The sequence below is a fragment of the Lacticaseibacillus sp. 22 genome (genome assembly GCF_055413445.1).
Map to the genome: position 1 here is coordinate 15,570 of NZ_JBVAYD010000008.1, position 13,967 is coordinate 29,536.

13 protein-coding genes, 1 tRNA gene and 1 pseudogene are annotated in these 13,967 nt (G+C 46.3%); 8 read left to right on the plus strand and 7 right to left on the minus strand.

Annotated elements, in window-relative coordinates:
• Positions 1-164: 164 nt before the first annotated feature.
• Positions 165-249: transfer RNA gene (locus ACWP87_RS05540), tRNA-Leu, on the minus strand.
• 129 nt (positions 250-378) lie between these two features.
• Here ACWP87_RS05540 and ACWP87_RS05545 point away from each other — a divergent pair.
• Both ACWP87_RS05545 and ACWP87_RS05550 read left to right on the plus strand, forming a co-directional pair.
• On the plus strand, positions 379-852 hold the full coding sequence (locus tag ACWP87_RS05545) for a glutathione peroxidase (RefSeq protein WP_005688627.1): 474 nt from the start codon (positions 379-381) through the stop codon (positions 850-852).
• Positions 853-958: 106 nt separating this feature from the next.
• Positions 959-2,167 (plus strand): MalY/PatB family protein, encoded by a 1,209-nt coding sequence (locus ACWP87_RS05550; protein WP_014569332.1) that lies wholly within the window; start codon positions 959-961, stop codon positions 2,165-2,167.
• Between the two features lie 126 nt (positions 2,168-2,293).
• Here the strand turns inward: ACWP87_RS05550 and ACWP87_RS05555 are convergent.
• Positions 2,294-3,612, minus strand: a pseudogene (locus ACWP87_RS05555) (metallophosphoesterase).
• 214 nt (positions 3,613-3,826) lie between these two features.
• Between ACWP87_RS05555 and ACWP87_RS05560 the strand changes: the two are divergent.
• The 3 genes from ACWP87_RS05560 (at position 3,827) to ACWP87_RS05570 (ending at position 6,943) form a co-directional block, all read left to right on the plus strand.
• Positions 3,827-4,093, plus strand: a complete 267-nt coding sequence (locus ACWP87_RS05560; protein ID WP_014569335.1) for an ACT domain-containing protein — start codon at positions 3,827-3,829, stop codon at positions 4,091-4,093.
• A 273-nt stretch (positions 4,094-4,366) separates the two neighbouring features.
• The gene (locus tag ACWP87_RS05565; protein ID WP_014569336.1) at positions 4,367-5,710 is read left to right on the plus strand and encodes a PFL family protein; all 1,344 of its coding nucleotides are present in this window, start codon (positions 4,367-4,369) and stop codon (positions 5,708-5,710) included.
• Between the two features lie 165 nt (positions 5,711-5,875).
• Positions 5,876-6,943, plus strand: a complete 1,068-nt coding sequence (locus ACWP87_RS05570; protein ID WP_015764885.1) for a competence protein CoiA — start codon at positions 5,876-5,878, stop codon at positions 6,941-6,943.
• 240 nt (positions 6,944-7,183) lie between these two features.
• On the opposite strand, the gene ACWP87_RS05575 is transcribed toward ACWP87_RS05570, so the two are convergent.
• Entirely contained in the window at positions 7,184-7,819 is a 636-nt protein-coding gene (locus tag ACWP87_RS05575) for a DsbA family protein (protein ID WP_005687248.1), read from the minus strand.
• A 69-nt stretch (positions 7,820-7,888) separates the two neighbouring features.
• On the minus strand, positions 7,889-8,482 hold the full coding sequence (locus ACWP87_RS05580) for a CYTH domain-containing protein (RefSeq protein ID WP_005713275.1): 594 nt from the start codon (positions 8,480-8,482) through the stop codon (positions 7,889-7,891).
• Positions 8,483-8,648: 166 nt separating this feature from the next.
• On the opposite strand from ACWP87_RS05580, the gene yjbM reads away from it, so the two are divergent.
• The 3 genes from yjbM to ACWP87_RS05595 are packed head-to-tail and all read left to right on the plus strand — an operon-like array spanning position 8,649 to position 11,027.
• Positions 8,649-9,326 carry a GTP diphosphokinase gene (gene yjbM / locus ACWP87_RS05585; RefSeq protein ID WP_014569338.1) on the plus strand — a complete coding sequence of 226 codons (678 nt, stop codon included), beginning with the start codon at positions 8,649-8,651 and terminating at the stop codon, positions 9,324-9,326.
• 1 nt (position 9,327) lies between these two features.
• The gene (locus ACWP87_RS05590) at positions 9,328-10,125 is read left to right on the plus strand and encodes an NAD kinase (protein WP_014569339.1); all 798 of its coding nucleotides are present in this window, start codon (positions 9,328-9,330) and stop codon (positions 10,123-10,125) included.
• On the plus strand, positions 10,125-11,027 hold the full coding sequence (locus tag ACWP87_RS05595) for an RluA family pseudouridine synthase (protein WP_014569340.1): 903 nt from the start codon (positions 10,125-10,127) through the stop codon (positions 11,025-11,027). The genes ACWP87_RS05590 and ACWP87_RS05595 overlap by 1 nt, the downstream gene beginning before the upstream one ends.
• Positions 11,028-11,170: 143 nt before the next feature.
• Here ACWP87_RS05595 and ACWP87_RS05600 read toward each other — a convergent pair whose 3' ends face one another.
• From ACWP87_RS05600 to ACWP87_RS05610, 3 genes are all read right to left on the minus strand, one after another.
• Positions 11,171-12,229: an FAD:protein FMN transferase gene (locus tag ACWP87_RS05600; protein WP_014569341.1), complete on the minus strand. Its 1,059-nt coding sequence runs from the start codon at positions 12,227-12,229 to the stop codon at positions 11,171-11,173.
• 215 nt (positions 12,230-12,444) lie between these two features.
• Positions 12,445-13,080, minus strand: a complete 636-nt coding sequence (locus ACWP87_RS05605; RefSeq protein WP_015764886.1) for a copper homeostasis protein CutC — start codon at positions 13,078-13,080, stop codon at positions 12,445-12,447.
• Between the two features lie 19 nt (positions 13,081-13,099).
• Entirely contained in the window at positions 13,100-13,918 is an 819-nt protein-coding gene (locus ACWP87_RS05610) for an undecaprenyl-diphosphate phosphatase (RefSeq protein ID WP_005687260.1), read from the minus strand.
• Positions 13,919-13,967 lie beyond the last annotated feature (49 nt).

Sequence of the window (13,967 nt, forward strand, 5' to 3'; positions counted from 1 at the left end):
TTAAGCGTAGCACGGAGAGGGAGGTGAGACAATGAGTACTTGGCTTGTCCCCTTTTTGTCCCCCTGAAAACAAAAACAAAGCCCTCCTAAGATAACCTAGGAGGGCTAAAACGTTGATGTATAGGCATTTCATTTTCTAAAGAAGGCTAAAATATCCTATGAAATGCCGCGAACAGGAATCGAACCTGCACGGGAATAAATCCCACAGCGACCTGAACACTGCGCGTCTGCCAGTTCCGCCATCGCGGCAACAACAATAATGATTATAGCGGATGCGTAGAAGGGGCGCAAGCAAAACTTTAAATATTTTTCCGGGTTGTCCGATTCAAAAAATGTTAGGATAAAGCAACGTGATTATTTGAGAAGGGTGGTAGCATCATGTCAATTTACGATTTTGAAGTAACGCTAGAAGACGGGTCCAAGTATTCATTGAATAAATATAAAGGCCGGCCGATGCTGATCGTCAATACGGCAACCAAATGTGGTTTTGCCCCGCAGTTTGACGGTTTGGAAGCATTGTATAAAAAGTATCAAAAAGCAGGTTTGATCGTGTTAGGATTTCCATCAAATCAGTTTAAGCAGGAGCTGGCGGATGGACATGCTGCAGCAGAGGCATGTCGAATGAAGTACGGGGTCAGCTTTCCGATGCATCAACTGATCAAGGTCAATGGTCAGCAGACGGCGCCGTTGTTTAAATATTTAAAGACTGAGGCTCCAGGCGAATTGGGTAAGTCGATCAAATGGAACTTCACCAAGTTTTTGGTCGATCGCAATGGGCATGTCGTGAAGCGCTTTGCACCTAAAACAACTCCTGAAGCAATTGAGCCAGCGGTTGAGGAGCTGTTATCCTAAGGTTTTAAAAGGATTGCCGGATGACTGATTGGGTACTTGATGACGGTGGACATGGTTCTACTGGATGCGTACAATGACAACAAAAGCAAGAAAGCAGGGATCATTGATGGAAGATTTGCCAACTGATATTGCAACGTTTGTGGACACGCACTTAGTTGATCGTCATAATAGCAATGCTGTGAAGTGGGACGGTCTGAAAGAAGAATTTGGCCGGGCTGACTTGTTGCCTATGTGGATTGCCGACACTGAGTTTAAGGCGCCTCAAGCAGTTTTGGATGCATTGACAGCTCGCGTCAAGGAAGGGACGTTTGGCTATTCCATTCGCCCGCAGTCTTATTACGAAGCCTTCATTAACTGGCAAAAGGAACGACATGGCATTACGGTTGAACCTGAGTGGATGCGTTTTGGCGTTGGCGTTGTCAAATCACTGTATGCGATGGTGAACTGGCTGACAGAACCTGGTGATCCGGTCCTCATCATGCAGCCGGTTTATTATCCCTTTATGAATGCCATTAATGATCTTGGACGTAAAGTCGTATCAGTTGACTTGCAATTAACCGCTGATGGTTGGCGCATGGATTTTGACCAATTAGAAAAGACCTTGGCGGCGAATGAAATTAAAGCGATGATTCTGTGTTCACCGCACAATCCGGTTGGTCGGATCTGGACCCGAGATGAGTTAGAACAACTTTTTGCCATCACAAGTCGGTATGATGTGACAGTGGTTTCTGATGAAATTCACGGTGATCTTGAAGTGAGTGGGCCGAAGTTTACATCCGCTCTACAGGTCGTTGAAGGTAAAGCTCGAAAAAAGCTTGTTGTGCTCAATGCGCCGTCAAAAACATTTAATTTAGCCGCCTTGCTGAATTCACACATTATTATTCCCGATCAAGCGTTGCGTACGAGTTATGATGCCTTCATTAAGCAGCTGCATCCGGTTGATACGAGCTTGATGGGGCAAGTGGCCGGTGAAGCTGCTTATCGGCATGGTGCTGCTTGGTTAGATCAGGTCTTACAAGTGGTTCGCTACAATTATCGGCAACTGCAAGCTGGTTTAGCCGCGGCGGCCCCACAAGCGACCCTGGCCGATTTACAAGGGACTTATTTGGCTTATGTTGATATTGGTGCTTATGTTGCGCCAAGTCAGATCAAAGACTTTGTTGAAGGGGTGTGCGGATTGGCCGTTGATTATGGTGCATGGTTTTCACCTCAAACGGCAACTTATATTCGTTTAAATTTAGCTACTGATCCTAAGCTTGTTGCCGAGGCGATTAACCGATTAACCACTCATTTGGCACAGCAGCCGCAGCGGTGATCGGGACAAGAGTTAAATTGCCTTTTTCAAGATAAAACTCGAATTCAAAGAGACGGAATGGTTCTCCTTGAATCCGAGTTTTTTAATATTGTGCTGCACAAACCAGTTTACTTGATATGGGACGTGTTATCGAAGCTTGAGGCGTAAATACTGATCGCCTAAATTGTGATCCTGAACAATGGTTTTCAGATATCGGCGTAACATGGCTGAACGTTCAAGCACGGACCAACCGGGGTCGGCATGCAACCGTTTAAGTTCAGCGCGACTTGGATGATCATTTCCGGTGAAAAAGCGCCAATTCAAAATACCCATTAATCTGGCAGCGGCGTCAAGATCACGCTGATTGGTCACATTATTGTCCATTAAATCACCATAGGCTAACGCTTCACCATCTTGCAGAAATAATTTTTTCAAGTAACGCTGATAGTGCAAAAGATCAGGATTTTTTCGCTGTTTTGCGGTGAGATAAGGGGTCAGGTTGGTGATCTGTTTTTGATAAGTAATTTGCTGGGGACCAAACGTGACGACCCCATAACTAGCGGGACTAATAGAAAACGCACCACTGACAATTTCGATAGTCGGGCACTGGCCAGCTGGGTCGTGGCTGATGTCTTGTGCATGAATATGCCCGGAGAAGACTAAGGGCACATGATAGCGGGTTAATAACTTTTTTAACGCGTCACTATTGTCTAAAACATAACCTTGATTGACGGCTTCGTTATGCGTGTATAGATTGTGATGCATGAAAATAATTGACTTGCGATGCGCGCGGGCACCCAGCGCTAATTGGCGGCGCACCCAGGTCATCGTTTGCGGAGAAAGCTTACCACCTGTATTAGGCGGACGATTAGATGGCTCAATCGTGTAAATGTTGCTATCTAGCAGTAACAATTGGTATTGGTGATTGAGATTTACGCGATAACTTAGACTGTTCCCATCTTGGGCAGCAGCTTGTTCATAACTGCTGTGGAAGATCTGGCGCCAGTCGCTGGGGCTAATTTGTTCAGTCAGGCGTTGTTGGCGTCCCTTATAAGCGCGGGCCCAACCGTCATAAATATCATGATTCCCGGGGATGATTAACACTTTAATGCCATGGGTTGTAGTCGGTGCATTAAGCTTTCAGCACTGGTTTTCTCACCGTTAAACGTCACATCCCCAGTGATGATTAAGGCGGTTGGCCGTGATTTTAAGGCGTTTTGCACTAATGCATGAATGGCAACTGGTTGATAATCCATATCTTTACCCGCGGCTGATCGTTTGATTTGGGTATAGGCGCTGCGTTCATCGTGCAAGCTAGGCGCAATAAAATGCGTATCACTAAGCACCCAGATGCGTGGATGGGCATCGTCAGTTAACGGCGTTTGATGATCAGGGTGGACTTGGGTTAACCCTAATGCGAGCAGGAACATACCAAACAGTGCTACCAAATATTTACCGACTTTCATTTTCTGCCTCCAAAGTTAATTCTACCATGATAAAAGACCGGCGCTAGATTGACTTATTTAGGTATAAGCATTAATTGCCGGATGCGAATTTGGGAGTGGGGGACTGCGGGCAGTTGTTGAAAATCTTCGCAGCTTACTTCATCGGTTATGGTAAAATAAAGCATCGTTTCACCGTATGAACCAAAATAATTGTTTTTAAAGAGAGGAAAGAAGCATGCAAGTCATCGTAACCGTTATTGGGACAGATAAGGTCGGGATCATAGCGCAGGTTACCACTGCACTCGCTAATTTAGATGTTAATATCTTAGATGTGTCACAAACCATTATGCAAGGCGCCTTTACCATGATGCTATTGGCTAAAATTCCGGATGATGCCAGTTTCAAAACTGTTAAGCAAAAACTAACAGCTTTAGGCGACAAAATCGGTGTGGAGATCAAAGTTTCCCGTCAGGAGATTTTTGACGCGATGCACCGTCTGTAAGCTGGTTTAGTCATAACGCGTTCGCCGGCACAGAAGTCTGCGTGTAAGGACCTTAAGCGCAATGGCCAAGAGCGGGCCATCACGCTTAAGGCCGCTTACACTCCGACTTCTAAGCGCGCCGGCTCACGCTCACATTAACGCGTTCGCCAGCGCAGAAACCTGCGTGTAAGGACCTGGGTCGCAATGGCAAAGTGCAGCCATCACGCCCCAGGCCGCTTACACTCCGGTTTCTCCCGCGCTGGCTCGCGCTCACTATAAAGGAGTAGCTTGATCATGGAGACGCAACAAATTAAAGAAACAATTGAAATGATCAGTGAGGAAAATCTGGATATTAGAACGATAACCATGGGGATTTCCTTGCTGGATTGTGTGACGGGTAATTTACAAACAACCGCTGATCATGTTTACGCTAAGATTATGAAAAAGGCGGCCAATTTGGTAGCGGTGGCGGATTCCATTAGTGATGAGTATGGCATTCCGATTGTGAATAAGCGGATCAGTGTGACCCCGGTTAGTCTTTTAGCTGGGGCGGATCAAATGCTTGATTTTCGGCCGGTTGCCTATGCGATGGATCGTGCCGCTAAGGATCTGGGCGTAGATTTAATCGGTGGGTATTCGGCATTAGTCCAAAATGGCAGTACCAAGGCCGAAACCGCGCTGATGAAGAGTTTGCCGGAAGTGTTAGCAACGACAGAACGGGTCTGCGCTTCGGTAAATATTGGCAGTACTCGTAGTGGGTTGAACATGGACGCCGTTAAGTTGATGGGAACGGTGGTCAAACAGGTGGCTGATCGGAAGCCGCAAAATGCCATGAAACTGGTCGTTTTTTGCAATGCGGTTGAAGATAATCCGTTTATGGCAGGAGCCTTCTGGGGGATTTCAGAAGGTGATGTTGCGATCAACACCGGTGTTTCCGGTCCCGGCGTGGTACAGCGCGCACTCGCCGCTGAACCAGATGCTAGTTTTGAACAAGTGTGCGAAACGATCAAACAAACGGCATTTAAGGTATCACGAATGGGGCAATTTGTCGGAAAGGTTGCTGCTGATCGGCTAAAGGTACCGTTTAATATTGTCGATTTAAGTCTCGCACCGACGCCGGATCAAGGTGATTCCGTCGCCCAGATTTTAGAAACGATGGGTCTTAGCCATGTTGGCACGCCAGGAACCACTGCGGCACTCGCTTTGCTTAACGATGCAGTCAAAAAAGGCGGGATCATGGCTGCTGAACGAGTAGGCGGTCTATCCGGTGCGTTTATCCCGGTTTCTGAGGACGCCAACATGATCACAGCAGCGGCTAATGGTCAAATCAGTTTGGAAAAATTAGAAGCGATGACGGCAGTTTGTTCCGTTGGGTTGGACATGGTTGCCGTTCCCGGTGATACGCCGGATGCAGCAATTAGCGGGATGATTGCCGATGAAGCAGCGATTGGCATGATTAACAATAAAACCACTGCAGTGCGCGTGATTCCGGTACCCGGTAAGCAAGTCGGTGATCAAGTCGAATTTGGCGGCTTGTTTGGAACTGCCCCGATTATGGCGGTTAATGATGGGGATGCCTGTCAATTTATTAATCGCGGCGGTCGCATCCCGGCACCAATCCATAGCTTTAAGAATTAACCCGCTACTTTAAATTCTTAGCATGGAAGCATTTCTGATGGCCGGTTTATTTTTTTAATAACGTACTTTGCAATTGCATTCGAAAAATGTCTTGCCCGGCTCATGTTTTATGGCGGCGCAAGGCATTTTTAATTGACGGCGTAATCTATTCATGAGGTGAGAATGATGTTTGTAGCTTTGGATGAAGAAAACCGGCGAGTCATATTAACCAGTCATGAACAGGCGCAACAACTACGCAACCGATCGTTCCATTGCCCAATCTGCAAACAACGCGTTTTGATTAAAAATGGTGTGGTGATGCCGGCACATTTTGCTCATCGGCAGCGATCAGACAATGAAGGAGAACCGGAGAGTGTCGAACACCTGACAGGTAAAAGTTGGTTGGTAACCTGGCTTCGATTGCATCAGCAGGCGGCTACGTTGGAGTACTATGATGCCAACATTCGGCAGCGGGCAGATATTCTTGTTCACCGTAACCCGCCAAAAGTATTGGAATTCCAAGCCAGTCCGTTAAGTATTCCTGATTTGAAAAAGCGTACCACGATGTATCACGCTCGTGGGTGGGAAGTCACTTGGATTTTAGGACGTCGGTATCAGCATAACCGTGGTAAAAGACAGGCACGAAAGTTTTTAACGTTGGAAGACAACTTATTGACATTGTGGTATCTGAATTCGCAAGCTGGCAAACTTACACGGGTTCAGCTGATGCCAACTGGACGTCTATTGACTTATTATGTTCAGCGGTGTTCTCCTAAACAATGTTGGCAACCGGAACTGGTAGATGGGTTGCGTCAGGCTAGGCATATCGGTTTGTCTTTACAAAAGCGGGTACCTTCATGGATGACGCTTCAGGCGTTAGCATATCAGCAGCATCATAACTTACACGGGGTTCCATGGATTGTGCATCACCGTTCACATCCGCTGCGGCATTTTGGCATCCCGGAATTACTGTTAAGGGTTAAATGGTTACTGACGTTTGAAGGGCGGACGTTTACGGATCGCGACAATTTAAACTTCTGGCTGGCGGCGCTACCGAATGTCTGGACGCCGTTGTTGCCAGCAGGAACCCTCGGCACACTAATCGGTAAACACTGGGTGGAACTGCTACAAACAGCTGGGTTTATTCGGCGTGATCATTTGGGGTATCGTTGGCGTCAGTTACCGCACTGGTTTACGGATATTGATCACAAACTTGTTGCTCGATCATGCATCGCCCCAAGCGCAAAGCCCTGAGAGAAAGGACTCAGAAGCAATAACGACGATGGGACAGCGCGGTCAATTGCTTCGTTAACTCCTAAATGCGCCGGTTTAAGCGTAAAAAAGACCCTGCATAATCGCAGAGCCCGCTAAAAAACAGTAAATTTTAGGTTATTTGATGTTGCCGCTAGCAAAAAGGCTGGGTTGAAATCCAAATACAAAGGTTGCTTCATTCAGACGAAGACTAAGTGTTGGTGAAATCACAGTTGCCCATGGTTAGAAAAATCGGAAATGACTGCCCATGTTTTCTGGTCGCTCAGTAAAGAAGTGGGATGGATCGGTTCGAATGAGCTCGCAAAGGCGGGGAATAAGATCAGGATCACTAATCTGTTCAATTAAAACGGCATGCCCATCATCAACTTTGCGATCGGTATCGACAATCACCAAAGATGGGGTTTGGGTAATGCCCATTTGATTAGCAGTGCGTTGATCGGAATCAAAGCCCATTTTGACTTCTGACCGTTGTCGATCTTCGTAAAACATCTCATGATCTAAGTGGCATTTGGTTAACATTTTCGCTACAAACGCTGCATCGTATTGATATTGAACTAAAGGCGCGTGCTGTTGTAGTCGTAACAGCAACATCCTGGCCTTTTTGTTTCCTTGATATTGGGCAGCTTTGTAATCTAAAGCAAGATTATAAGCAGCTCGCAATAACTGGTTGCGTTTGGCGAGGCTGTGAACATTTAATTGTTCGCACTGCATAAACTGTTCGATAATATCCAGATTTAAAACCGGAACAAAGTGAACTTTGACTTCCTGTTCGAATTTGTCCAACTGGTGTAGCAACTTTTGTTCGGTGCTAAGACAGACACTTCCAATAGGATTGAAAAAAAGAAAGATTTCTAACACGGTCATGGCCTCCAATTTGCTGGCAACAAATTTCTATACTTACTTTATCAGAAAACCGAAAAGTAACAATTATTTAGCTTGTGAATCGTGCACATGCATGTATGCACGTTGCACCTTATTAATAACGGGTTGTTTTTTTATGTGAAAATGGCGTAGTAAATCATCGTAAAATTTTTGCGCTACAGCAAGATTCTGATACTCCATTTCCAGTTCAAAATCAGAAGTCTGGTCGATATAAAAGGTCTGATCGAGCGTTAACAAACCAGCCGGCAAATGGGCAAGTCTTCTGGTTGTCTTGGCTTGGGTTTGAGGAGCAACCGTTGCCGGATCAATCCCCCGGGCAGCCAGAGCCTGAGTCACTTGGCCTGATTTGAGCTCACCTTGTTCGATTAGTTTCTGTGCCTCCACTAAACTCAATGGATCGGTGATTTCTTCTAAGTCGCGCTGGGTACTTTCATTAGGCACTTTAAGGGTTTGTTCCGCATGGTCGGCAAACTGACGGATACGCAAACCAAGCCGCGCTGCTTTGACAGCACCGTCAGCTGTGTCATAATAGGTGTTCATTTGGCTAAAGGCCGGTTCAAAATCAAAATGATTCAAAAGTGCTAAGAAAGCATTTTTGCTTAAACAAGTTTTGAATTCCTGCTCGCGGGAAATAGACATGATTTGCCTCCAGAAACAACGGCACCGGTTACATGCCAAAAATATGATAGAATGATGGTCGTGAGTGTCATATTTAGCCAAAGTCAACATCACGTTTAGCTGACGTGGTGACGACTAGCCAGATGGACATCACATTATCTAGTAGTTTAGTATGGGAGGGCCAGTAATGCAAAGGGACTGGGACAGTTTCTTAATGCCATATGAACAAGCGGTCGGCGAATTGAAAATCAAATTTCGCGGGATGCGTAAACAATTTCAACAGGCAAACGAGCATACGCCCATTGAATTCGTGACGGGGCGGGTAAAACCGATCAGTTCGATTATTGAAAAGCAAAGTCGACGGTTTATCAGCGATGAGCTCCTGGAACAAGACATGCAAGACATTGCTGGCCTACGCATTATGTGCCAATTTGTGGAAGACATTTACCAAGTGGTTGACTTGTTGCGGCAGCGAACCGACATGAAGATTGTGGAAGAACGCGACTATGTGACCAACGTCAAGCCCTCAGGATACCGCAGCTACCATGTGGTCATCGAATATCCCGTTCAATTGATTCATGGTGAAAAAAAGATTCTTGCGGAAGTCCAGATTCGAACCATGTCCATGAATTTCTGGGCAACGATTGAGCATAGTCTGAATTATAAATATAATGGTGAGTTCCCCGATACTTTGAAGGCGCGACTCAAACGCGCTGCTGAAGCGTCCTTTATGCTTGATAAAGAAATGTCGGATATTCGCGAAGAAATTCAGGAAGCACAACATTTATTTGTCTACGGTAAAGGCCAACAGCCGTATTCAGATACAACCGATGACTCAAAGCCTGATGATAAAAAGGATGAATAAGATGCGTGTGACAGTTTTTCATAACAGCATACCTGCTTCAATTAAAGCAGCGCAGAAACTACTTAAGTTATTAAAAAATGGCCATTTTGAACTCGATGAGCGCCATCCCCAAGTTGTGATCACCATTGGCGGCGATGGCACGCTGCTGTCAGCCTTTCACCGGTATGCCGACCAATTGGATACGATTCGCTTTATCGGCGTGCATACAGGGCATTTAGGCTTTTATACGGACTGGCGTGATTTTGAAATCGAGGATTTGGTCATTGCTTTAAAAGAAGACTCCGGCCAAAGTGTCAGTTATCCGCTATTAGATGTTCGGGCGATTTATGCAGATGCTACGAGTGCCCATTATTTGGCCCTGAATGAGGCAACACTGAAGCGTCTGAATGGCACGATGCGGACAGAAGTTTATATTAAAGGCGACTTTTTTGAAAGTTTTCGCGGGGATGGTCTGTGCGTTTCAACGCCGACCGGATCAACTGCCTATAGTAAGTCAAATGGCGGGGCCGTGATCCATCCGCGCCTTGATGCCTTACAAATTACGGAGATTGCCTCAATCAATAACCGGGTTTTCCGGACCCTCAGTTCACCGATTATTATCGCACCAGATGAATGGGTCACTTTGGAACCAACCGGGCGGGATGATTATGTGATGACAGTTGACCAGTTTGTGATTAATCCGCCGACGATTAAGCAGATTCGTTATAAAATTGCAAAAGAGCGCATTCACTTTGCCCGTTATCGGCACATGCATTTTTGGGACCGTGTGGAGGATGCGTTTATTGGAGCAAAACATTAATGCGATTTGAATGGCAATACGAGGGACCGCCGCTCAAATTGGCGGCTTTTTTAAAACAACAGGGTTTCTCCCGGGCCCAACTTAAAAAGCTGCGTTATCAAGGCGGCTTTATTTTTGTTAATAAACGGCAGCGGCATACAGCTTATCCGCTGCGAAACGGCGATCGGATTCTGGTTCAAACCGCACCTGAGCAAGCCGCCGCTAGTGTTGTCCCATATGAACATGAGTTTCCGATCTGTTATGAAGACGATGATTACTTGGTCGTTAATAAGCCTGCTGGGGTGGCATCGATTCCAGCAGTTGGCCGGCGAAATGACAGCATGGCCAATATGGTCAAGGCGTATTTGATTAAGACCCATGCAGAAAGTCAGGCAGTTCATGTTGTCACGCGGCTAGATCGCGACACCAGCGGCTTAATGGTGTTTGCTAAGCATAGTTTGGCGCACAGTTTGCTGGATCGGCAATTGCACAGCGAGAATTTTTTAAAACAGTACTTGGCGCTGGTGACGAGTAAGTCATTGCTGTCCGCACATGGATGGATTGTATTGCCAATTGGTGTCAGCACAGGATTTTATATGCGCCGTGTCGTCAGTGAAACCGGTAAGCCATCTGTGACTGAATATCAAACACTTGCGCAAAATTCGCACGCCGCCGCGGTACTGGTAACGTTACACACAGGCCGCACTCATCAGATTCGCGTTCATTTTGCCGCGATCGGGCATCCGTTGTTTGGCGATGATCTGTATAATCGGCAAGCTGACGATTTTAAGCGGCAAGCCTTGCATTGCGCACATTTGCGGTTTTGGCAGCCGTTGCAAAAAAAGTGGGTCGATTTGCATGCACCGTTACCAACTGACATGGCAAAGCTTAGCGACCACTTGCATTTACCAGTTGTTTATTAGGCATGGCGTCATTGATGAAGGGGACACTGGCAAGTCGTTTGGCCGCATGAAGACTGAGACATCATTTGCAGCTTCTAAATAAAAGTATCCCATTTTCACGCGATCGCGAAAATGGGATACTTTTTATTTTTGCCACTGTCAGGTTAAAAATTCCCTTTATGATAGCCGGAATCAGCATCGAACTTAAATTGTTTCTTGAGTCCGTTAGTTAAGTAAATCTTTTTGTCGTTGGTGATAAAGATGGCTTGAATGTGCTGACTGTTTTTGGCATTCATGTACTGTAAGCCATCCTTGAGCCCCTTGTCAAAAGCGGCGTTTGACAAGGCATCCCCGTCCACGCTGTTTTTGGAAACAATGGTGACCGAGGCCAGATTGTTGTCGTATGGGTAACCGGTTTTGGGATCAAAGAGATAGATATATTTGTGACCGTGCGAGATTAGGTATTGCTCATATGTGCCGGCAGTGACGATGGATTCGTTGCTTTCCGGGATTGTCCCAACGGCAGTACCGCGCGCGGCTGTCGGGTCTTGAATCCCGACATGCCAATCACGTTTCGCGCCAAGTGGTGAATGACCCATGACCACGACATTACCGCCAAGATCAATAATGGCGGCGGTCACCCCATCTTTACGCAAGACTTCGCGAACCTTGTCGGCAACCCAACCTTTGGCAATACCGCCAAAGTCAAGCCGCATCCCTTTTTTGGTTAGGTAGGCCGTGTTGTTTTTGGTGTCAAGCTTGACATCGCGCCAGTTAACGAGCGGCAATGCCTGGGTGATTTCGCTTTGTGCGGGAACACGCGCACCGGGCAGCCCGATTTGCCAGAGATTGGTAACAGCACCGATCGCCATGTCAAAACTGCCATTTGAGTTTTTGGAGAAATAATAGGCCTTTTCCAGTAGCGGCATAAAATCTTTTGGAACCTTGACAGGCTTGATACCGGCATTGGCGTTGATTTTATCAAGCACTGAACCGCCTCGGGTCAAGGTAGCTTCGGCGTCAACATGATGGATCATCGCAAAACCATCTTTTAAAGCTGACTTTTTGCCTTTATCGTAAATGGTAAGCGTACATGTTGTCCCCATGACGAATTCATTGCGTGTATATGGCGTTTTTAGATAGGTCGCCTGTGTTTTCTTTTGGCACCCGGATAACGTTAAAAGTCCCATGAAAGCAATGAGACCGATGAATATTTTACGCATGTTACTTAACCCTCATTTCATTTTACCCTTTAATATCATAACGCTCGTTTTCTAAAAAGAAAAACGCGATTCGCCCTGCTGTGATTTAGACGAACCGATATTAGCCAAGTCAGGTTTACCATCAACGGATTAATTGGGTACATTAAAAAGGCCGACCTCAGAGACGAGTTTGTCTCTGAAGCCGGCTTTTTAGTGTCTTGAATAAACAAAGAAAGTTAGAAGGCGATCAGTTTGGTGCCATGAAGCTCCTTAACGCCTAATTGTTCGCTGATAGTAGCGGCATTTTGGCTAGTGATGCCGCCGGGAAGAATCGTGATTTGTTTTTGCGCGGCATGGGCGATCAGTGCCTGTAGATGTGGCAAGGTTGTTTCAATTGGGGTTGATAGTGGGCCACCATGCGTCAAAATCCGATCAACGTGATGTGCGGCTAGCCAGTCAATGGCGGCCAGCTGCTTGGTTTCGGGAATGGCATCAAAAGCCATGTGGAAGACAACACTCATACCGGCGCTTGCTGCGATCAAACTCGTCATGGCATCTTCATCAATTGTCCCGTCCGGCAGTAAGGCACCGAATGCAACGCCATCGACGCCAAGTGCCTGCGCCTCGAATAAATCGGCTTCCATGATCTTTAACTCGGTGTCATTGTAAACAAAATTGCCTCCGCGCGGCCGAATCATAGTGACGAGGCTGCGACCATGTTCGTGGACATACTTGGCACTTTCAGCCATCACACCCTTGGAAACGGTCGTCCCACCAACCGCCAAATTATCATTGAGTTCAATTCGATCAGCGCCTGCAGCAAGTGCCTTGGGAATGTCGGTATAGTTTTCAACAGCAATTTCTCGTAACATGGTAACCTCCTGTCATTATTTAAAGAAACATCACAAGTAACACGATGGCACCCAGAATGATTCGATACCAGCCAAACGGTTTGAAGTCGTGCGTTTGGACGAATTTAAGCAGCCATTTGATAGCAACGATGGCGACTAAGAAGGACACGACTGAGCCGGTTAGTAACACAACCCATTGCTCGCCGGTAAAGCCATTGCCTTGCAACAAATACTTGCCAATTTTTAAAATTGAAACGCCAACCATGGTCGGAATAGCTAAGAAGAAAGAGAACTCCGTCGCAACATAGCGCGATGTCCCAATCAATAAGGCCCCCAAAATGGTGGCGCCGGAGCGGGAAGTCCCCGGAACAATTGACAGAACCTGGAACAAGCCGATTAACAAAGCGGTTTGATAGGTGATGTCGGCCAAACTTGTAATGTGCGCGTGCTTATTTTTGAGGTAATTTTCCAAAACAATGAATAAAACCCCGTAAAGGATCAAAGTCGTTGCGACAACGAGTGGTGTATGTAGATGTTTGTCCATCCAGTCATTGAGCGGTAAGCCGACAACGACAGATGGCAGCACCGCAATGATGACTTTGGCCCATAACTGCCAAGTATCTTTTTGCGCCTGGACAGTCGGTTTGGAAAATGGGTTTAATTTATTGAAGTAAAGCAAAATAACCGCTAAGATTGCCCCAAACTGAATGACGTATTCGAACATGTTCATAAATTGCCGTCCTTGCGACAACTTAACGACCTGGTCAACCAGATCAATGTGGCCGGTGGAGCTAATCGGCAGAAATTCTGTCAGCCCCTCGACAATGCCGATAATCACGGCCTTGATAATATCAAACATAATAACCCTCCAATTCTCAATGTTAACAGTATACAAGGTTTTATCCTAC

What these genes read in the sequence shown, in the direction of transcription:
- ACWP87_RS05590 (WP_014569339.1), top strand. Translation starts at nt 9,328, where the DNA reads ATGCGTGTGACAGTTTTTCATAACAGCATACCTGCTTCAATTAAAGCA.
- yjbM (WP_014569338.1), top strand. Translation starts at nt 8,649, where the DNA reads ATGCAAAGGGACTGGGACAGTTTCTTAATGCCATATGAACAAGCGGTC.
- ACWP87_RS05570 (WP_015764885.1), top strand. Translation starts at nt 5,876, where the DNA reads ATGTTTGTAGCTTTGGATGAAGAAAACCGGCGAGTCATATTAACCAGT.
- ACWP87_RS05545 (WP_005688627.1), top strand. Translation starts at nt 379, where the DNA reads ATGTCAATTTACGATTTTGAAGTAACGCTAGAAGACGGGTCCAAGTAT.
- ACWP87_RS05600 (WP_014569341.1), bottom strand. Translation starts at nt 12,229, where the DNA reads ATGCGTAAAATATTCATCGGTCTCATTGCTTTCATGGGACTTTTAACG.
- ACWP87_RS05565 (WP_014569336.1), top strand. Translation starts at nt 4,367, where the DNA reads ATGGAGACGCAACAAATTAAAGAAACAATTGAAATGATCAGTGAGGAA.
- ACWP87_RS05580 (WP_005713275.1), bottom strand. Translation starts at nt 8,482, where the DNA reads ATGTCTATTTCCCGCGAGCAGGAATTCAAAACTTGTTTAAGCAAAAAT.
- ACWP87_RS05610 (WP_005687260.1), bottom strand. Translation starts at nt 13,918, where the DNA reads ATGTTTGATATTATCAAGGCCGTGATTATCGGCATTGTCGAGGGGCTG.
- ACWP87_RS05595 (WP_014569340.1), top strand. Translation starts at nt 10,125, where the DNA reads ATGCGATTTGAATGGCAATACGAGGGACCGCCGCTCAAATTGGCGGCT.
- ACWP87_RS05550 (WP_014569332.1), top strand. Translation starts at nt 959, where the DNA reads ATGGAAGATTTGCCAACTGATATTGCAACGTTTGTGGACACGCACTTA.
- ACWP87_RS05560 (WP_014569335.1), top strand. Translation starts at nt 3,827, where the DNA reads ATGCAAGTCATCGTAACCGTTATTGGGACAGATAAGGTCGGGATCATA.
- ACWP87_RS05605 (WP_015764886.1), bottom strand. Translation starts at nt 13,080, where the DNA reads ATGTTACGAGAAATTGCTGTTGAAAACTATACCGACATTCCCAAGGCA.